This window comes from Teichococcus vastitatis (assembly GCF_003604215.1).
In the GTDB taxonomy this organism is placed as follows: Bacteria; Pseudomonadota; Alphaproteobacteria; order Acetobacterales; family Acetobacteraceae; genus Pseudoroseomonas; species Pseudoroseomonas vastitatis.
In genome coordinates, this window is the sequence record NZ_QXGS01000027.1 from 1 (window position 1) to 18461 (window position 18461).

General features: G+C 69.4%; 13 protein-coding genes and 1 pseudogene. 5 read left to right on the forward strand and 9 right to left on the reverse strand.

Annotation, left to right across the window (positions count from 1 at the left end; all coding sequences use genetic code 11):
- Positions 1–316 precede the first annotated feature (316 nt).
- The 6 genes from D2K64_RS18590 to D2K64_RS18615 all read right to left on the reverse strand — a co-directional run bounded on the left by D2K64_RS18590 (position 317) and on the right by D2K64_RS18615 (position 8816).
- The gene (locus D2K64_RS18590) at positions 317–997 is read right to left on the reverse strand and encodes a transposase (protein WP_238384281.1); all 681 of its coding nucleotides are present in this window, start codon (positions 995–997) and stop codon (positions 317–319) included.
- 322 nt (positions 998–1319) lie between these two features.
- Positions 1320–2102: an SDR family oxidoreductase gene (locus D2K64_RS18595; RefSeq protein ID WP_120009888.1), complete on the reverse strand. Its 783-nt coding sequence runs from the start codon at positions 2100–2102 to the stop codon at positions 1320–1322.
- A gap of 155 nt (positions 2103–2257) precedes the next feature.
- Complete coding sequence (locus D2K64_RS18600; RefSeq protein ID WP_120009889.1) at positions 2258–3253, reverse strand: Bug family tripartite tricarboxylate transporter substrate binding protein; 996 nt, start codon at positions 3251–3253, stop codon at positions 2258–2260.
- Between the two features lie 66 nt (positions 3254–3319).
- On the reverse strand, positions 3320–4981 hold the full coding sequence (locus tag D2K64_RS18605) for an acyl-CoA dehydrogenase family protein (RefSeq protein WP_120009890.1): 1662 nt from the start codon (positions 4979–4981) through the stop codon (positions 3320–3322).
- A 20-nt stretch (positions 4982–5001) separates the two neighbouring features.
- Positions 5002–6249 carry a CoA transferase gene (locus tag D2K64_RS18610; protein ID WP_120009891.1) on the reverse strand — a complete coding sequence of 416 codons (1248 nt, stop codon included), beginning with the start codon at positions 6247–6249 and terminating at the stop codon, positions 5002–5004.
- Positions 6246–8816 (reverse strand): 2-oxoglutarate dehydrogenase E1 component, encoded by a 2571-nt coding sequence (locus D2K64_RS18615; protein WP_120009892.1) that lies wholly within the window; start codon positions 8814–8816, stop codon positions 6246–6248. The genes D2K64_RS18610 and D2K64_RS18615 overlap by 4 nt, the downstream gene beginning before the upstream one ends.
- A gap of 162 nt (positions 8817–8978) precedes the next feature.
- Between D2K64_RS18615 and D2K64_RS26460 the strand changes: the two are divergent.
- From D2K64_RS26460 to D2K64_RS18630, 3 genes and pseudogenes are all read left to right on the forward strand, one after another.
- A pseudogene (locus D2K64_RS26460) lies at positions 8979–9080 on the forward strand (LysR family transcriptional regulator); the annotation flags it as partial.
- Positions 9081–9109: 29 nt separating this feature from the next.
- Positions 9110–10003 (forward strand): LysR substrate-binding domain-containing protein, encoded by an 894-nt coding sequence (locus D2K64_RS18625; protein WP_238384283.1) that lies wholly within the window; start codon positions 9110–9112, stop codon positions 10001–10003.
- 229 nt (positions 10004–10232) lie between these two features.
- Positions 10233–11720 (forward strand): FAD-binding oxidoreductase, encoded by a 1488-nt coding sequence (locus D2K64_RS18630; protein ID WP_120009895.1) that lies wholly within the window; start codon positions 10233–10235, stop codon positions 11718–11720.
- A 91-nt stretch (positions 11721–11811) separates the two neighbouring features.
- On the opposite strand, the gene D2K64_RS18635 is transcribed toward D2K64_RS18630, so the two are convergent.
- Genes D2K64_RS18635 through D2K64_RS18645 form a run of 3 tightly spaced genes read right to left on the reverse strand, consistent with a single transcriptional unit; the run spans position 11812 to position 15481 of the window.
- Positions 11812–12789 (reverse strand): Bug family tripartite tricarboxylate transporter substrate binding protein, encoded by a 978-nt coding sequence (locus D2K64_RS18635; protein ID WP_120009896.1) that lies wholly within the window; start codon positions 12787–12789, stop codon positions 11812–11814.
- Positions 12790–12845: 56 nt separating this feature from the next.
- Positions 12846–13811 (reverse strand): D-2-hydroxyacid dehydrogenase family protein, encoded by a 966-nt coding sequence (locus D2K64_RS18640; protein WP_120009897.1) that lies wholly within the window; start codon positions 13809–13811, stop codon positions 12846–12848.
- Between the two features lie 11 nt (positions 13812–13822).
- Entirely contained in the window at positions 13823–15481 is a 1659-nt protein-coding gene (locus D2K64_RS18645) for a thiamine pyrophosphate-binding protein (RefSeq protein WP_120009898.1), read from the reverse strand.
- 61 nt (positions 15482–15542) lie between these two features.
- Between D2K64_RS18645 and D2K64_RS18650 the strand changes: the two genes are divergently transcribed.
- Both D2K64_RS18650 and D2K64_RS18655 read left to right on the forward strand, forming a co-directional pair.
- A complete protein-coding gene (locus tag D2K64_RS18650; protein WP_120009899.1) occupies positions 15543–16487 on the forward strand; it encodes a LysR family transcriptional regulator in 945 nt (314 codons plus the stop codon).
- A gap of 1016 nt (positions 16488–17503) precedes the next feature.
- On the forward strand, positions 17504–18448 hold the full coding sequence (locus D2K64_RS18655; protein WP_202910742.1) for a replication protein RepA: 945 nt from the start codon (positions 17504–17506) through the stop codon (positions 18446–18448).
- Positions 18449–18461: the final 13 nt, after the last annotated feature.

Sequence of the window (18461 nt, forward strand, 5' to 3'; positions counted from 1 at the left end):
ATCACCAGCTTGAATCACATCACCCCCGTGTCGGGGAAGCCCCCGTCGTGAGTCACGACCATCGGGAGTTGGTATTAGTGAGACCTGTGCGCGGATCGCGGTTGAAGGTGCGCAGACGGGGCTGAGTTTGGCTAACGGGATGTCACTCGAGCTGCTTCCCTCTGCGCTTGCTACGCTCTGTCGCAGGCAGGTTCCTCAGGAAGCCCCGTTCAGGCCGCCAGGCGCACTCGCTGCTCAACTGCTTGCCAGCCTCATGATGGTGGCAGTTCGTGTTAGGTTGTAGGCCATGGCAGTGAGGCAGACCTGCAGAGCCGCCTTAGCCAGTCCTCGCCAGCGCATGCGGCGTAACCCATAAGCTGCGCTTCCAGGTGCCGAAGATCTTCTCAATGCGGCAGCGGACGCGATGGATGCTGTTGTTCCAGTCCCGCAGCCTGCGCACGGCCGTCCGGTCATCCTGGTGGGCCCAAATGCTGGTCTGCACCACATGCGGCACTCCGCCCCTGATGCGGACTGCCGTGGCGAAGAGCTGGCTCCGATAGGCGCTGTCGGCAAAGACAGTGCCGGGCCTGTCCGGAAGCGCTCCTTCACCGGAGCGCCCATCATGGGCATTGCCTGGCGTGACCGAGACCCGCTCCACGATAGCGGTATCGGCGTCCGCGCCGACATGCGCCTTGTAGCCATGGATCGCGCGGCGCCGCTGGTGACCGGACCAGCGGGCATCCTGATCCTGCTCGCTCGCGGAGGTGATCACTGTGGCATCGACCAGCGTGCCCGTCTTTACCTTCACGGCCTTGGCCTTGAGCTGCTCCGTTACCTCAGCGAATAGCACCTGATCCAGTCCACGAGCCACCAACTGCCTCCGAAGCCGCACAAAGGCGGTGCGCTCCGGTGTCGGCTCTTGCGCAGCAAAGCCGCAGAAGCGGCGGAAGGAGGCACGGTCATCCAGCGCCTCGGCCAGCTTCACGTCCGATAGATCATACCGGACCGCGATCAGCATCGCCTTGAACAGGGCAAGCGGCGGCCAGGCCGGTTCGCCTTTGGCTGCGGCACGGATCTCACCGAGCGCCGTTGCAACGGATGCCAGTTGATCAGTCTGTCCAGTTCATCCAGAGATGAGCGCCTGTCGCGTGCAGAGGCAAAATCCAATCCTTCCTGACCGATCCGGCGCTGCGCCATTTACCGATCTCCCGGCTGAACCAAGAGACCAGCGAATCACGAAGCGCAATCTCCTTCAATCGCGATCCGCGCACAGGTCTCATTATTAGGAACTATTGCAGGAAAGCGCCGGGCCATATCCCGTGAAAGAAAGAAGGTAACAACTACATCACCGGCGAGAGATTGCCATCCACGTTGATGGACGTTCCGGTGACGTAGCTTGCGGCGTCCGATGCAAGGAAGCAGGCGAGGTTGGCGAACTCTTCCGCCGTCCCGACCCGGCCCATGGGAATGCCCCTGCCCATCTCCATCAGGAAGTCCTTGTAGGATTGGCCGGTCTGCTGCTGACTGTGCCGGCGGACCCATTGGTCACTATCGATCAGGCCGACATGCAGCGCGTTCACCAGGATGTTGTGGGGTGCGCCTTCACCAGCCAGGATCTTGGTCAGCGCCATGCCCGCGGCTCGCGATACTGCTGTCGGGGCGGAGCCGGCCTTCGGAGCCTTTGCGCCGATGTTCAGCACATTGATGATCCGTCCCCAGTGCCGCTCCGCCATCTGCGGCCAGACCAGCCGCGCGAGTCGAATGGCGGCGAAGAGCTTCAGGTTGAGATCGGCCTGCCACACTTCATCCGTAGTGGTCGTGAAGGCACCGGTTTGCGAGGTGCCGGCATTGTTCACCAGGATATCCACCCGGCCCAAACCGGCCATGACGGCGTCATGGGCACGCGCGACCTCGCCGGCCTGGGAGATGTCGCAGGCCACCGTCAGGATGCGGCCCTGCGCCGTCATACTCACAGCCTGCTTCGCCGCCTCAAGAACCTCCGCTCGCCGCGCGAGCAATGCCACATCCGCGCCGCTCGCCGCCATGCGGGTCGCGATCGCCAAGCCGATGCCTTTGCTCCCGCCCGTGATCACGGCCGCGCGTCCGTCGAGTCTGATGTCCATGTTTGCTTCCGATCCCTGCTTAATCTGTTTCGGCTACCGCGATCGGCACTCTCGCCAGTACCTCCTGCCGGAGCAAGGCTGCATTCCATCAACAGGCGGCTTTGCAGACGACTGGCCGTCTCCCGTGCGCACACCGGATCCTGCAAGTTGGGTGGTTATTCTAATCTTGTGCCGGTCACCCGAACGATTTCGCCCCAACGATTGTAATCGTCCCGCACAATCTTGGCGAAATCCTCCGGCCCTGCGGCATCCATCACAGCCCCCATCTCTGCGATGGCCCTCTGGAAGGCAGTGTCCGCGAGAACCGCCTCGATCTCCGTGTGCACGCGCCGCACCACGGGTGCGGGCAGGGCGGCCGGACCAAACACCCCAAGCCAGGCGCCGCCCTGGGTGCCGGGAAATCCCGCTTCCGCCGTGGTCGGTATCTCCAGCGCGATCGGGACCCGCGCCTTGGTGCCAACGGCGATGGCCCGCACCCGGCCGTCCCGTGCGAAGGGCAGGGTGCCGATCATGGTGTCGAAGGTGATGTCCACCCGGCCGGCGACGATGTCGGTGAGCGATTGTGCCGTGCCGCGATAGGGTACATGTGTCATCCGCACCCCCGCCTCTTTCGCCAGCATCGCCATCATGAGCTGTGAGGTGGTGCCATTGCCGATGGTGGCATAGGTCACGGTGCCCGGTTGGGCGCGCGCCTTGTCCACGATGTCGGCGACGCTCCGGAAGGCGGTGTGCTTTCCCGCGACCAGCATGTAGGGGAGCTGAACAAGCTGCTCGACCGGCGTGAAGTCCTTGCGCGGATCATAGGGCAGGTCGGGGTAGATGTGCGGGTTGATCGCCTGCGGCGCGGAGGCGCCGATGGTGATGTTGTAGCCATCCGGTGTTGCGCGGGCGACGGCCGCGGCGCCGATCGAGCCGCCCTGGCCACTACGGTTCTCGATGATGAAGCGCTGCCCGAGGCTGCGTGAGAGGCGATCGGCCAGCAGGCGGCCCACGCTGTCCGTGGCCGTGCCGGGCGGAAAGCCGATGATGATGGTCACTGGGCGCTGCGGCCAGGCTTCCTCGGCGCGGACGGCGGCGGCGCATCCCGTAGCGGCGGCGATCAGGGCCGTGCCCACCGTGGCCAAGCCACGGCGGCGGGTTATCTCCAGCATGGGCTTCTCCTCACATTGTTTTCTTGTTTAGGGCCGCGCCAGGGCTGGCACCCTGGCGCTGATCCCTCAGTTCCCCCGGCCGAGCAGGCCGCGCGCGATCACCTGCGCCTGGATCTCCGCCGCGCCCTCGAAGATGGACAGGATGCGCGCGTCGCAGAGCACGCGGCTGACCGGGTATTCCAGCGCGTAGCCATTGCCGCCATGGATCTGCAGCGCGCCGTCGGCATTGGCGAAGGCGATGCGTGCGGCGAGCAGCTTGGCCATGCCGGCCTCGATGTCGCAGCGGCGCCTGGCATCCTTCTGCCGCGCGGCGAAGTAGCTGAGCTGGCGCGCCATCATGGTCTCGGTGGCCATCATGGCGAGCTTGGCGTGCACGCGCGGGAAGCCGAGGATGGCCTTGCCGAACTGTGCCCGCTCCCCCGCGTAGCGCAGCCCGAGCTCCAGCGCGTTCTGCGCCACGCCTAACGCCCGCGCCGCCGTCTGGATACGCGCGCTCTCGAAGGTTTCCATCAGCTGCCTGAAGCCCTGGCCCCCGACGCCGCCGAGCAGGTTTTCCACCGGCACCTCGAAGCCATCGAAGGAGATCTCGTATTCCTTCATGCCGCGGTAGCCGAGCACGGGGATTTCCGTGCCGGTCATGCCAGGAGCGGGGAAGGGGTCCGCCTCCGTACCGCGCGGCTTCGGCGCCAGCAGCATGGACAGGCCGCGATAGCCGGCGGCGTTCGGGTCGGTGCGCACCAGCAACGTCATCAGGTCCGAGCGCGCGCCGTGGGTGATCCAGGTCTTGGCGCCGTAAATCTTGTAGACATCGCCCTCGCGCACCGCGCGGGTGCGCAGGCTGCCGAGGTCGGAGCCGGTGTTGGGCTCGGTGAAAACGGCGGTGGGCAGGATCTCGCCGGCGGCGATCTTCTCCAGCCACTGGGCCTTCTGGATCTCCGTGCCTCCGAGGCGGATCAGCTCCGCCGCGATCTCGGAGCGGGTGCCGAGGGAGCCGACGCCAAGATAGGCGCCGCTCAGCGCCTCTGACACCAGGCACGTTGCCACCTTGCCGAGGCCGAGGCCGCCGAACGCCTCCGGCACGGTGAGGCCGAACACGCCCATGGCCGCCAGCTTCTCCACCAGCGGCAGCGGGATCAGCTCGTCCCGCGCGTGCCACCCTTGGGCGTGCGGCGCCACCTCGGCGGCCGCGAAGCGGAGGAACTGCTCGCGCGTTGCTTCCAGCACCTCGTCATCGAGACCCAACGCGCCGAAGCGGCCCTCGGCCAGTTCGGCGGCGAGCGCGCGGCGCGCCGCCTCCAGCCCCGGGCGGGCAGACAGCGCGGCGAGCGCCGGCTCCGCGGCAAAGCGGGCGATCTCCGCCTCCGACACGCCCATCTCGGCCGGGCGGATGATCTCCGACTGGCTCATGGCGATGCCGCCCGCGAGCTGCGCGCTGTATTCCGCAAAGCCCAGATGCAGGATGGCATGCTCGGAGCCGCCCAGCGTGCCGGCTGCCTCCAGTCCGCGCGCCCAGGCCAGGGTCTGGCGCAGCGCCTCGACATAGGTGGCCTGCCAGGACAGGCCGTGGACGGCGTATTGGTGCGTTTCCAGCCGCGCCGCGTCAGGCTTGCCACCGGTCGAGACCAGCGCCGCCACGGCGTGGCGCGTTGCCTCGTGCAGGCGCTCCGCCGCGCCCAGCAGGGCGGCGCACTGGTTCAATAGGGACGGGAGGGCGTTGGTGTCCGGCATGGCTGTCCTCAACTGTGTCCCTACCGGGCCTGTGGTACGTCGAAGGGCGTGGGGCCGGCGATGGTGCCGGCATCGTGCAGCCTGCCGATGGCAGCCGTGGACAGGCCCAGCACCTCGGCCAGCACTTGGTCCGTGTCCTGGCCCAGCATGGGGGCGGGGCGGGGCGGCAGGCGCGCCTGGCCGGTGAAGCCGAGCGGCCCGGCGGGCGCCAGGATGTTGCCGAGCCCCGGCTGGTCGATCCGCCCGAACATCGGGTTCGCCTCCGAGCAACGCGGGTCCTCGGCCAGGAGTTGGCCGAAATCCTGGTACGGCCCCCAGAGCACGCCGCTGCCGGCGAAGGCCGCGGCGATCTCGGCCAGGCTGCGCCCCGCGCACCAGTGCTCCAGCAGGGCGAAAATGGCGCCGCGCGCCTGGAAGCGGCCGCCCTCGGTGTCGAGGTCCACCTCCATCATCGGCCCGATCATGGCGAACTTCTCCGCCAGCCCTGTCGCCTTGCCGATGGCGCGCCACTGCCGGTTGGAGATCGCGACGATCATCACCGAGCGCCCGTCGCGCGTTGAGAAGTCCCGCCCCAGTGCGCCGTAGAGGTCGTTGCCCATGGGCGGGCGCACCGTGCCGTTCACCTGCACGTCGGCCAGGTAGCCGAGGTTGCCGACGCTGGCGAGCATTACGTCGGATAAGGCGAGCGTCACCTCGCGGCCCTGGCCATCGCGGCGCCGAGCGCGTTCCGCCGCCAGCAGGCCGGTGGTCAGGTAGAGGCCGGCGGCGATGTCCCAGGCCGGCAGCACATGGTTCACCGGCGCCGCGTCCCGCCCCGTGGCGATGGGAAAGCCGGAGGCGCAGTTCACCGTGTAGTCCACCGCGCCGCTGCCATCGTGGTTGCCGGTCAGGCGCAGCATGATGAGGTCCGCGCGGTGGCGGGACAGGGCCTCGTGGCTCATCCAGCCGGCGGCGGGCAGGTTGGTGAGCAGGATGCCGCCCGTCTCCTCCGGCGCATCCGGCCGGGCGATCAGCGCGCAGGCGATCTCCTGCCCTTCCGGCGTGTTCAAGGCGAGTGCGACCGAGCGCTTGCCGCGATTGAGGCTGGTCCAGTAGATGCTGCTGCCCGAGGGCGCGAGCGGCCAGCGGCGGTAGTCGATGTTGCCGCCGATCGGATCGATGCGGATCACCTCCGCGCCGAGCTGCGCCAGCGTCATGCCGCCGACCGGCGCGGCGATGAAGGCCGAGACCTCGACGACGCGCAGCCCTTCCAAGATGCCGCCGCTCATGCCGCGCGGCTCCCGGCTTGGGTGGCCGCGAAGGCCTGTTCCAGGATGGCGCGCTGGTCCTCGTCATGCGCGCCGTGGAAGCTGCCGGCGGGGGAGGGCGAGGCTGGCCGCCCCGCATAGGCCGGGCGCGGGTGCAGGCAGCCCGCTTCCGTCGCGATGGCTTCAAGCTGGCGGTCCAGCCAGCGCCACGCCCCCATGTTGTCCGGTTCCTCCTGCACCCAGAGCAGCCGGGCGCGCGGCCAGCGGCGCAGTTGCGCAGCGATCTCGGCGGCGGGCAGCGGATAGAGCCGCTCCAGCCGCAGGATGGCGACATCCGCCGCGCCGCGCGCCGCGCGCGCCTCCTCCAGCTCGTAAGCGATCTTGCCCGAGCACAGCAGCACCATTCCCACCGGTCCGGAGCCCGGTGCCGAGGCGACGAGCGGGCGGAAACCGGTGCCCGGCAGGAAATCGGCCAGCGGCGAAAGCGCCTCCGGCAGGCGCAGCAGCTTCTTCGGGCTCATCACGATCAGCGGGCAATCATGGTGGCCGAGCGCCTGCTCGCGCAGCAGGTGGAAGTAGTTGGCCGGGGTGGAGGGCTGCACGATCCGCAGGTTCCCCCCTGCCGCCAATTGCAGGTAGCGCTCCAGCCGCGCCGAGGAATGCTCCGGCCCCTGGCCCTCCAGACCATGCGGCAGCAGCAGCACGAGGCGCGAGGGATCGCACCATTTCGCCTCGGCGGCGGCGATGAACTGGTCGATGACGATCTGCGCGCCGTTGGCGAAGTCGCCGAACTGCGCTTCCCAGATCACCAGCGCGTCCGGCCGCTCCAGGCTGTAGCCGTACTCGAAGCCCAGCACGGCATATTCGGAGAGCGGGCTGTTGAAGGCCTGGAACCGTGCCTGGCCGGGGGTGAGGCCATCCAGCCCAACATGCCACGCACCGCTGTCGGCGTCCGAAAGGGCGAAATGGCGGTGGGAGAAGGCGCCGCGCACCACATCCTGCCCTGAAAGGCGCACGGGCACGCCCTGCCGCACCAGGCTGCCGAAGGCCAGCGCCTCGGCCGAGGGCCAGGCGATGCCGTCCGGGTCCAGCGCACGCTGGCGCAGCACGCGACCCATGCGGGGGTGCAGCGCCATTCCGTCCGGCGCCGCCGCCAGGGCGGTGGCGATCTCCTTCAGCATAGCCGCCGCGACGCCGCTGTCCCCGGCGCAGCGCGGCGGGCGGGGCGGGTAGCCGCTCCCGTTGATGCGGTGGCCGGCGGCCTCCTCGTAGCCGGCCTGGAAGCGGGCACGCGCCGCCCCGGCGAGCGCCGCGACCTCGTCCTCCGTCACCACCCCTTCCGCCACCAGCCGGGCCGCGAAGGCGCGGGCCACCGGCACCTGCTCCGCGATGCGGGCGTAAAGGCGCGGCTGGGTAAAGCCGGGCTCGTCGATCTCGTTGTGGCCGTTGCGGCGGTAGCAGACGAGGTCCACCACCGCATCGCAGCCCTGGACCTGCCGCCAGGCGAAGGCGATGTCGGCCGCGCGGGCGACGGCCACCGGGTCGTCACCGTTGACGTGCAGGATGGCGCTGTCCACCGCCTTCCACGGCCCGGTGCAGTGGCGGGAGGTACGCGCCTCCCCCGGCCTGGTGGTGAAGCCGATCTGGTTGTTGATGACCAGATGCACCGTACCGCCGACCGAATAGCCGGCGGGACCGGCGAGCTGGATGCATTCGGCCACCACGCCCTGGCCGATCACGGCGGCGTCGGTGTGGAGGATGACCGGCAGCACCGCACCGGAGCCGCCCACCAGATCCTGCGCGGCGCGGGCGCGGCCGAGCACCAGCGGGTCCACCGCTTCCAGGTGCGAGGGATTGGCCAGTAGGGTGACGGTGATGGAATACCCGTCCAACACCAACTCCGCCTCGTGGCCGAGGTGATAGGGCACGTCGCCCGGGCGCCGCGGGTCGGCGGGGAAGGGATGCGCGCCCTTCACCTCGGCCACCAGCCGGGCGAAGGCGCGGCCCAGCACGTTGGTCATCAGCGAGAGCCGGCCACGATGCATGGTGCCGATCACGGCGCGGCGGATGCCCTCGGCCGCCGCGCGGGCCAGCACGCGGCGCAGCAGCGGCACGATGGCCTCGGCCCCTTCGGCGCCGAAGCGCTTCTTGGTCGGGAACTTGCGGCCGAGCAGACTCTCGAATTCCTCGGCCGCGATCAGTTCGGCCAGCAACGCGCGCGGCGCGGCGGGCGGGGGCAGGCCCGCGCCCTCCTCCACGGCGGCGCGCAGCCAGGCGCGGCGGCCGGCATCGTCAATATGCGCGGACTCCACCGCCAGCGTGCCGGCATAGAGTGCCTGCAACGGGTCGGCCGCCGTGGCGCGGGGCGAGAGCGGGTCGAGCTGGGCCTGGAGGTGCCCCCGGTCGCGCCATTCCATCGCCCGCAGCGCCCGGGCCGCGGCGCCCACATCCGGGGAAACCTCCGCCTCGGCCAGCACCTGGAAGAGCACGCGCCAGCCCGGCTCCACGGAGGCCGGGTCGGCCTCGAAGGCGCGCTGCATGGCCTCGAGATAGGCGTGGCTGATGCCGGACAAGGGCGATGACGGCATGGACGTTCCCCCGAAAGCCTCGCCGGTGCTGGAAAGCCTGGCGCCGCCGCCACGATAGCACTGTCATCCTAGTGACCCATGCGCGACGCTACATAAAAGCTATAACCCAGACGTCTGTGCCCGGGCCGGTAGCCGGGCGGGGACGCAAGGGAGGCTGGAGGCATGGATCTGCTGGAGATCCGCTATTTCCTGGAGGTCGCCGCCGCCGGCAGCCTATCGCGCGCGGCCGTGCGGCTGGGGGTGAGCCAGCCTGCGCTGAGCCGGCAGATCGGCCGGCGGAGGCCGAGCTGCGCGTGCCGCTCTTCTACCGGCATGGCCGCGGCGTCTCGCTCACCGCGGCAGGGCAGCGCTTCCTGGAGGTGGGCCAGGGCGTCGTGCAGCAGCTTTCCGACGTGCGGGAGGAGCTGGCCGCCGGCGCACCGGACGCGGTGGGCCAGGTGACGCTCGGCATCCCGCCCTCGCTCTCGGCCAGCATGGGGGCCGACCTGGCGCTGCGCTTTGCCGCCGAGTTCCCGCGCGCCCGGCTGCGCATCCGCGAGGCCTTCAGCGCCGTGCTGTTGGAATGGACCGAGGCGCAGCGTATCGACCTCGCCGTGCTCTACGACGCCCGCAGCAGCCCGAGCCTGATCGCCACGCCGCTGTTGCTGGAAGACCTGTTCCTCATCGAACCGCCCGGGGCGAAGCCTGGCCCGCCGGTGCGGCTGACCGAGCTGGCGGGGCAGGACTGCGTGCTGCCCGGGCCGGAGAACGGGTTGCGGCGGGTGCTGGATTCCGCCTGCGCCGCCGAAGGCGTGCGCCCATGTGTGCTGACCGAGGTGGATTGCGTCGCCGCGCTGAAGCAGCTGGTGGAGCGCGGCGTCGGCACCACCGTGCTGCCTTTCGGCGCCGTGCATCGCGAGGTGAAGGACCGGCGGCTGCGCGTGCGCCGCTTCGCCTCGCCTGCCATGCGGGCGCTGCTGGTCATCGCCACGCCCTCCAACAAGCCGGTGACGCCGCTGGTGCGCGCGGCGGTGCGGATCATCCAGGCGGAGGTGGAGCGGCTGGTGCCGCTTGACGTGCTGCGCGGCGTGACGCGCAACCCCGACGGCTCGCTGCTGCGCCCGCGCCAGGGCGGTGGGCCGGATGGTGGCGCGGCGGAGGGTGGCGCAGCCGGCGGCCCGTCCAGAAGCGGGGCCGGGGAACCCTGACGCCGACGGCCCGCCTTCTCGCATCGCGGTTATAGCTGATATCACCTTGCCGGGATGGGAACCCCCGGCGACGTTCAGGATGATGTCGGGCCTTGGGTGCACCCGGCCTGCCTGCTGCATAGGCCGCGCCCGTGCTGGCGACCACCCCGGTCCCGGGGCATGTCCGCCGACCCGGGAAGAAAGGCGGCCCAGCCGCCGCGCCCGCTCCATGAGGAGGAACTGACGAACCATGCCGGACACTCTTCCCGCGCCCGCCGGCACCCGGCCGCGCCGATGCCTGCTGGCCGATCCGGCGCGCTTCGTACAGGAGGTGCTGGAGCCGGTGCGCGCCATCGTCGGCGAGCGCGGCCTCGTCACCGACCGCGCGGCAATGCAGCCGATGATGCTGGCTTGGCGCGACAACTGGCAGGGCCGGGTGCCGCTGGTTGTCATGCCCGCCAGCACGGAGGAGATGGCGGCGGTGGTGGCCCTTTGCGCCCGCACCGGCACGCCCATCGTGCCGCAGGGCGGCAACACTGGCCTGACCGGCGCCAGCCAGCCTCATGACGACGACACGGAGATCCTGGTCTCCACCCGGCGGATGAACCGCATCCGCGAGATCGATCCCGACAACGACACCATCACCGTCGATGCCGGGGTGGTGCTGCAGACTATCCAGGAAACGGCGCGGGCACATGGGCGCCTTTTTCCGCTGAGCCTCGGCGCGGAGGGCAGTTGCCAGATCGGCGGCAACCTTTCCACCAATGCGGGCGGCGTGCAGGCGCTGCGCTACGGCACGGCGCGAGCCCTGGTGGCGGGGCTGGAGGTGGTGCTGCCCGATGGACAGGTGTGGAACGGACTGCGCGGCCTGCGCAAGGACAATGCCGGGTACGACCTCAAGCAGCTCTTCATCGGCGCCGAAGGCACACTCGGCATCATCACCGCCGCCACCCTGAAGCTGCTGCCGCTGCCCACCGCCTCGGCCACCGCCCTCCTGGCCACGCCCTCGCCCGCCCAGGCAGTGGCCTGGCTGCGCCGCGCCAAGTCGCTGCTCGGCGAGAACATCACCACCATGGAGTTGATGGAGCGCCGTTGCGTCGACATCGCCATGCGTCACAACAGCGCCATCCGCGACCCGCTGGAGGCGCGGCACGACTGGTACCTGTTAGTGGAGATCGCCGACCAGGGCGCGCAGGCGGCGCTGGAGGCGCGTCTGCTCGCCGCGGTTGAGGCGGGGCTGGAGAATGGCGAGTTGCTGGACGGCACCATCGCCTGCTCGGCCGAGCAGGCGGCGGGCATCCGCCGGATCCGCGAGGGCGCGCCGGAGGGGCAGCGGCTGGAGGGCGCCTCCTACAAGCACGACGTTTCGGTGCCGGTCTCGCAGGTGCCGCGCTTCATCGCGGAGGCGGACGCGGCGCTGGCGGCGCGCTTCCCCGGCATCCGCTCCTTCGCCTTCGGGCATCTGGGCGACGGCAACATCCACTACAACCCGATCCAGGCCGAGGGCGGGGATAGGGCACTCTGGCAGAGCTACCTGCCCGAGGTGAACCTGATCGTGCACGACATCGTGGCACGCCTCGGCGGCTCCATCACCGCCGAGCACGGCATCGGCCGGCTGCGCATCAACGAGGTGCCGCGCTACAAGAGCGCGGTGGAGATGGAGATGATGCGGCGGCTGAAGCAGTGCTTCGATCCGCAGGACCTGATGAACCCGGGCAAACTGCTGACTGACAGGTGAACCAAGGAAGAGTAAATCCTCCCCCCCGGCACCCTCTTTTTTCGTCCCGACTTGATGGCCGGGATTAGGAACGGCCTCGCCGCAGGGAAGGCTATTCTAGACGGAGGCCCGCTTCCCGCACCACGCGCGCCAGGGTTTCCACGTCCCGCCGCGCCATGGCGTCCATCTCCGTCACCGTCAGCGGCTTCAGCACCACGCCGGAGGCGGCGGCGACCTCCTGCACCTTAGGGCTCTGCGTCGCCGCGCGCAGGGCGGCGTTGAGCTTCTCAATCACTGCCGCCGGCGTGCCGGCGGGCGCGAAGACCGCGAACCAGGCATCCACCGTGTAGCCTGGCAGCCCGGCCTCCGCGGTGGTCGGCACATCGGGCAGGGCCGGCAGGCGGGCGTCGCTCGCCACAGCCAGGGCCTTGATCTGCCCGCCCTTGAGCAGCGACATGGCCGAGGATGGGGTGGTGATGAAGATGTCCACGCGCCCACCCACCACATCCTGCAACGCCGGCGCGGCGCCACGGTAGGGCACGTGCAGCATGGCCGCGCCGACCCGCTGCGCCAGTTGCAACCCACCGATGTTCTGGATCGACCCCGTGCCGGCTGAGGCATAGGTGACGCGGCCGGGGTTCTCCCGGATGTGCGCCACCAGCTCGGCCAGGCTGCTCACCGATATGCCGGGGCCTGCGAAGATAACATGCGGCGCCAGGGTGGCCATGCCCACGGCGGCGAGGTCGCGGTTTGGGTCCCAGCCGGCATCCGGCTGCAGGGCGGTATTGGCGCCGTGATAGCCGGAATACTGCAGCAGCAGCGTATAGCCATCCGGCTTGGCGCGGGCGGCGGCCAGGATCCCCACATTGCCGTTGCCGCCCGAGCGGTTCTCGATCACCACCGGCTGCCCGAGCGCCTGCCCCAGCGCCTCCTGGAACAGCCGGGCGGCGAAATCGGTGCCCCCGCCGGGTGGGTTGGGCACGATCAGCGTGATGGGCCGGCTCGGCCATCCGGCCTCGGCCTGCGCATGTGCCTGGCCCGCAGCGGCAAGCCCCGTCATCGCCAGCAATAGGCGGCGTGTGATCTCCATGATGCGTTCCTCCGAGTTTTCTTTGTTCTGCGCGTCGTCCGGTAGCAGGCCGCCGTTCAGCCAGGCGCCGGCTCCGACAGGTTGATCGGCCGGCCAGCCTCGAAGGCGAGGATCTGCTCCACCCCCGTGTCGTAGAGCATCTCGTAGGCGGCTTCCTCGACATAGCCGAGATGCGGCGTGCAGAGCGCGTTGGGCAGCGCCAGCAGCGGGTGGCGTCCGCCCAGCACCGGCTCCTCCTCGTAAACATCGACGGCGGCTCGACCGGGCCGGCCCCGGCGCAGCGCCGCCTCCAGCGCGCCGGCCTCGATGATCTGCGCCCGGCTGGTGTTGACCAGCAGTGCCGTGGGCTTCATCCGTGCGAGGTCGGCCGCCGTCACCATGCCTCGCGTTTCCGGCGTCAGGCGGATGTGCAGCGAGAGCACATCGCTCTCCGCGAAGAAGCTGTCGCGACTTTCCGCGATGGCGTAGCCGGCGGCGCGGGCGCGCTCCCGCGTGCCGTGGCGGCCCCAGCACAGGATTCGCATGCCGAAGGCGTCGCCTACCCGCGCCACGCGGCCGCCGATCCGCCCGAGGCCGTAGAGGCCCAGCACCCGCCCGGACACCCCGGTGCCGACGCTGCCCTGCCATTGCCCGTTCCGCAGCCGCTGCACCTCCTCCGGGATGTGCCGCAGTGCCGCCAGGATCAGCGCCCAGGTCAGCTCCGCCGTCGCCTCCGGCCCGCCGCCGCCGCCGGCGCAGACGGTGACACCGAGCGACCGGCAGGCGGCGACGTCGATATGATCGACGTTGCGCCCCGTCTGACTGATCAGCCGCAGCCGGGGCAGGCGCTCCAGGATGGCGCGGGGCAGGGCGGTGCGCTGCTGGGTGAGCAGCACGGCCTCGGCGCCCGAGAGGCGCGCGACCAGTTCCTCTGCATCGCGCGGTGCGTCGTGAAAGATGTCCAACGCGTGGCCCTGCAGCTTCGCGGAGCAGCGCAGCTTGGCGAAGGCGCGCGGATAGTCATCGAGGATGACGATGCGCATGCGGGTGCTCCTCAGCCCTCCGCCGCCTCGAGCATCGGCCGCGCCGCGCCGCGCGGCAGCACCGCCCGCAGCGAGGTGCGCACCACCGCGACCAGCGGCCCCGGTGCGCGCAGCGCCGCCTCCAGTGCCGGCAAGTCGGCCGCGCTGTCCACCCGCAGCAGCGGCGCGCCAAAGGCGGCGCACCAGGCGCCGAGATCCGGATTGGCGAGGTCGGTGCCGGAGACGCGGCCGGGGTGCCGCCGCTCCTGGTGGATGCGGATGGAGGCGTAGCTGCCATTGTCGGACAGCAGCAGCTTGATCGGCAGGCCGCGCGCCATGCCGACGGCCAGCTCGCTGCCGGTCATCAGCGCGCCGCCATCGCCGACCGCGCAGATCACCGTGCGCTCCGGGTGGCGCAGGGCCGCGGCCACCGCCGCCGGCACGCCGAAGCCCATGGCACCCGAGATCGGCGCCAACAGGCGCTGTGGCGGGTGCCAGGCCAGCTTGCGGTAAAAGGGCGCGGCAAAGGTGCCGGCATCCAGTGTGACGATGGCGTCGGACGGCGCGCAAGCGCCCACCAGCTGCGCCACGCGCAGAAAGGGCAGGCCGTCCGGGAAATCTTCGGCCGTGGCGCGGCTATCCGCCTCCTGGAGCTGCCGCAGGCGGCCGTTCCAGGCGTCGCGGCCGGGCGGCGTGGCGGGGGCCTCGGCGGCGAGAGCCGCCAGCACGGTGGGGGCCTCGGCAGCGATGGCCAGCTCAGCCGGAAACAGCCAGCCCAGGAAGCGCGGGTCGGCGCAGACATGCACCAGCCGTTGCCCCGGCGCGGGCCAGCTATAGCCCTGGGTGGTGATGTCGGTCAGCCGCGTGCCGAGGGCGAGCACCAGGTCAGCCTCGGCAAAGGCATCGCGCTGCGCGTCCGGATTGCGCAGGCCGAGATCGCCCGCGTAGAGCGGGTGGCTGTTAGGGAACAGGTCCTGCCGGCGGAAGGAAACCGCCACGGGAAGCCGCCATGCCTCGGCGAAGGCCCGCAGCGCCTCGCGCCCGCTAGGCACGTCCAGCCCGTGCCCGGCCAGCAGGATCGGCCGCTCGGCGCGGCGCAGCAGCCCGGCCAGCTCGGCCGTGATCGCCGCCGGCGGGGCGGTTCCGGCGAGGCGGGTGGGCGGCAGGGCGGCGGCGGCGCAGGGCGCGGCCAGCACGTCCTCCGGCAGGGAAAGCACCACCGGCCCCGGCACGCCCTGGGTCGCCATGTTCCAGGCGCGGGCGGCGAGTTCTGGCACCTCGTCCGGGTGCGTGGCCTCGCCGACCCATTTGACAATGCCGCCAAACATCGCTGCGTAATCGATCTCCTGAAAGGCGCGGCGGCGCAGGTCGCGCTTCTCCACCTGACCAATCAGCAGGATCAGCGGCACGGCGTCCTGCTCGGCGGTGTGCAGCGCGATGCCCGCGTTGCAGGCGCCCGGCCCGCGCGAGACCAGCACGATGCCGGGCCGCCCGGTGAGCTTGGCATCGGCCACCGCCATGAAGCCCGCGCCGCCCTCTTGGCGGCAGGTCACGAGGTCGATCGACGGATGCGCGTGCAGTGCGTCGAGCAGCGCGATGTAGGATTCTCCCGGCACGCAGAAGGCGCGGTCGGCCCCGCGCGTGGCCAGGGTGTCGAGGAGGATCTCGGCGGCGGTCTTGGCATTTCCCATGCCGGATGGATAGCGCGGCAGCGCATGCGCCTGCTTGCAGTATCAGCTATAGCTACAGGCTATGGACCAGACGCGCCTCCGCTCCCTGCTGGCGATCGCCGAGCATGGCGGCTTCGGCCGGGCGGCGGCGGCGCTCGGCCTCGCCCAGCCGAGCCTGTCGCGGCAGATCGCGCTGCTGGAGCAGGAGGTGGGCCGGCCGCTGCTTTACCGCCATGGCCGCGGCGCCCGGCTGACGGAGGACGGGCAGCGCCTGGCGGACGCTGCGCGTCCGCTGCTCACGGGGCTGGCGAACCTGGCCTCGGCGCTGGACGACCCGGTGCCGCGCGGTCAGGTGGTGCTGGGCGTGCCCACCTTCATGTCCGTGCATCTGGCCGGGTCCATCTTCGGCGAACTCCGGCAGCGATATCCCCAGCTGCATATCCGTCTCGTCGATGGGTTCAGCGGCTTCATCAATCAATGGCTGACCGAAGGCCGGCTTGACATCGCGATCCTCTACGACAGCCAGCGCAGCCGGGCGATCATGGCGGAGGTGCTCGCGGAGGAAGATCTGCTGCTCTTCGCCCACCGGCGTCGCGCTCGTGATCTTCGGGGAGAGGGATTGGAACAGGACCCTGTTCCGGTTTCTGCCCTGGCAGAGCTTCAGCTCATCCTGCCGGATCAGCAGCACGGGCTCCGCCGCGCGCTGCATCGGGCTGGCGCGCATCCTGATCCGGCACTCCTGCTCGAGGTAGACAGCTTGGCTGCCATTCGCACCCTGGTCGAGCACGGCCTTGGCTGGAGCGTGCTGCCGCGCGCCGCGCTGACGCAGGAGGCTGCGAAGCGGTGCTACATCTTGCGCGATCTTGGCGCGCCGCCGTTACGGGTACGGCTGATGGTGGCGGTCAGCCCGGCGCGAGGCATGACGCCCGCCCTGCGTGCCGTACTGGCGCATCTGCACGCCATGGTGGCTCGGCTGCAGAAGCGCGGCATCATGTCGGCGCCGGCTGCCCGCGCAAGGCAGAACTAGAACTAACCCCGCTCCGGGCAACCAAGAGGCTGTTATGGAGTTGCGGCCAGATCATGATCAAGTTGCGGGCCTGAATGCCCGCAAGCCTTACCCGCCTGACGCCTCAGGCGATGAATATGCGCTGGCTGCACCCTATCCGATGCTGATGCCCAGGGATGCCGGACGGCCAGCGGCGCTGGGCGGCGATCTGCCTGCAGGCGCGGCGCTGGTTGGCGGCGGACTGCTTCGGAGCAATGGCCGAGGAGCCGTGCAGAGGCCTTCGTCGCCGCTGGCCCTAAAGCCAGTTCTGCTGTTCTGCACGCTGCGCTCGTCACCAGCCAGCCGTAACGGGGCGGGGTATGATGGCGCCAAGCGCCAGAAGGGACCGTAACTGCATCTGGCGATTGACTCGCAGAGTCACCTGCCGGCCTGCATGTGACGCCTACCATTGCCGACAACCACGCCGAAATAGGATACTTTGCCCAGGAGTGCAGGCCTCCGCTGGCCAGCGTGTGCACCGGCCTATGTCGACCAGGGTTACACTGGCGCACGAGCGACCGAGGCTGCCAGGGTCCAAAGCATCGGGCTGGAGGTGGGTGATGCCTGAGGCCAAGGGTAGATTCGTGCTTCGATCGAACCGCTTTCCAGCGGGATTCGGCAGGACAGCGGGCATCACCAGCGTCGTCAGGGCCATGATCGGACCGCCTCGTTGTTAGACCCTGAGCAGTGCGACTCGCGGCAGCGATATCGCTTTGTCTGGACTTTGGGAGGGAACGCAGACCGTTTTGCGCTGGATGCCCGGGAGCGACGATCCCCAGCCGAGGCTGATCTCTAGGAGGCATCCCCTGGGTTCTGGGAGGAAAGCCCCGATTTTGCCTTCTATAAAATCAACGGGTTGAACAGTTCTCCCCCGGACTCTGGGAGTGGAAACTAGTAAGAATCAAATATCTCTAGCAACCACCTACCAAAGCCCAGCGTGGGATCGGTTGAGCAGTTCAGATAGAAAAGAACAGGCTTATGGAAGGAGTTGGAGACTGATGGGTACTGTCCACCAGCTCCTGATGGACTTTGGTAGGAACGAGGCGCTGAAGGCCGACATCGACCGCAACGTCGTCGATGCTGCCGCAGGCTACCTGACCTCCGAAGACACCGATATCGGCTTCTTCTATTCAGGCTGGGCGCAGGCGGCCCTGCCGCACAAGCGGCTTGCCGATGACGCTCTCTGGCAGGTGAAGAACGACCGGGTTACTTTGGTTGTCCAGCCCGGTGTCCGCGTCGTTGAAGATGGGCCACCCGTGCATGTCGGGGTGCCCTACGGCTCTCGCGCCCGCCTGATCCTGCTGTATCTCCAGTCTGAGGCGCTTCGCACCAGCAGCCGTGACATCGAACTGGGCCGGTCGCTCCATGCTTGGCTGCGCCGATTGTCGATCCCGATCGGCGGAAAATCCATGAAGGAGGTGCGGGACCAGGCGGACCGCATCAGCCGGTGCCGGATGTCGTTCCAGATTGCCCAGGGAGGCCGGGCGGGGCTGGTCAACCAGCTCATCCTCGATACGGCCATGTTCGTCGACGATGGCGAGAAGGGATCGATGTTCATCGAGACCGCAACCTTGTCGCAGACCTTCTATGACCAGCTCAAGAAGCACCCTGTGCCTGTGGAGGAAGCGGCGGTTCGCCAGATCGCAAACAATTCCATGGCCTTAGATGTTTATTGCTGGCTGGCATACCGGCTTCACGTGCTGACAGCCCCTACGCCGATCTCATGGCGGGCCCTCTACGCCCAATTCGGGCAGGGATTTAGTAGGATCGACAACTTCCGGCGGAAGTTTCGTGAAGTGCTGAGTCTGGCGCTGGCGGTCTACCCGGATGCCCAGGTCGATGAAGATGAGCGTGGCCTCCTCCTAAATCCCAGCAAGCCACCTGTTGCGGGCCGCACCACGCGCTTGGCAGTTGCGCCGGGCCGTTTGCTGCCGAAATCCTGACATCCTCCTGGAG

Coding starts and splice junctions, on each gene's coding strand:
- D2K64_RS18590 (WP_238384281.1), bottom strand. CDS start 997: ATGCTGATCGCGGTCCGGTATGATCTATCGGACGTGAAGCTGGCCGAG.
- D2K64_RS18595 (WP_120009888.1), bottom strand. CDS start 2,102: ATGGACATCAGACTCGACGGACGCGCGGCCGTGATCACGGGCGGGAGC.
- D2K64_RS18600 (WP_120009889.1), bottom strand. CDS start 3,253: ATGCTGGAGATAACCCGCCGCCGTGGCTTGGCCACGGTGGGCACGGCC.
- D2K64_RS18605 (WP_120009890.1), bottom strand. CDS start 4,981: ATGCCGGACACCAACGCCCTCCCGTCCCTATTGAACCAGTGCGCCGCC.
- D2K64_RS18610 (WP_120009891.1), bottom strand. CDS start 6,249: ATGAGCGGCGGCATCTTGGAAGGGCTGCGCGTCGTCGAGGTCTCGGCC.
- D2K64_RS18615 (WP_120009892.1), bottom strand. CDS start 8,816: ATGCCGTCATCGCCCTTGTCCGGCATCAGCCACGCCTATCTCGAGGCC.
- D2K64_RS18630 (WP_120009895.1), top strand. CDS start 10,233: ATGCCGGACACTCTTCCCGCGCCCGCCGGCACCCGGCCGCGCCGATGC.
- D2K64_RS18635 (WP_120009896.1), bottom strand. CDS start 12,789: ATGGAGATCACACGCCGCCTATTGCTGGCGATGACGGGGCTTGCCGCT.
- D2K64_RS18640 (WP_120009897.1), bottom strand. CDS start 13,811: ATGCGCATCGTCATCCTCGATGACTATCCGCGCGCCTTCGCCAAGCTG.
- D2K64_RS18645 (WP_120009898.1), bottom strand. CDS start 15,481: ATGGGAAATGCCAAGACCGCCGCCGAGATCCTCCTCGACACCCTGGCC.
- D2K64_RS18650 (WP_120009899.1), top strand. CDS start 15,543: ATGGACCAGACGCGCCTCCGCTCCCTGCTGGCGATCGCCGAGCATGGC.
- D2K64_RS18655 (WP_202910742.1), top strand. CDS start 17,504: ATGGGTACTGTCCACCAGCTCCTGATGGACTTTGGTAGGAACGAGGCG.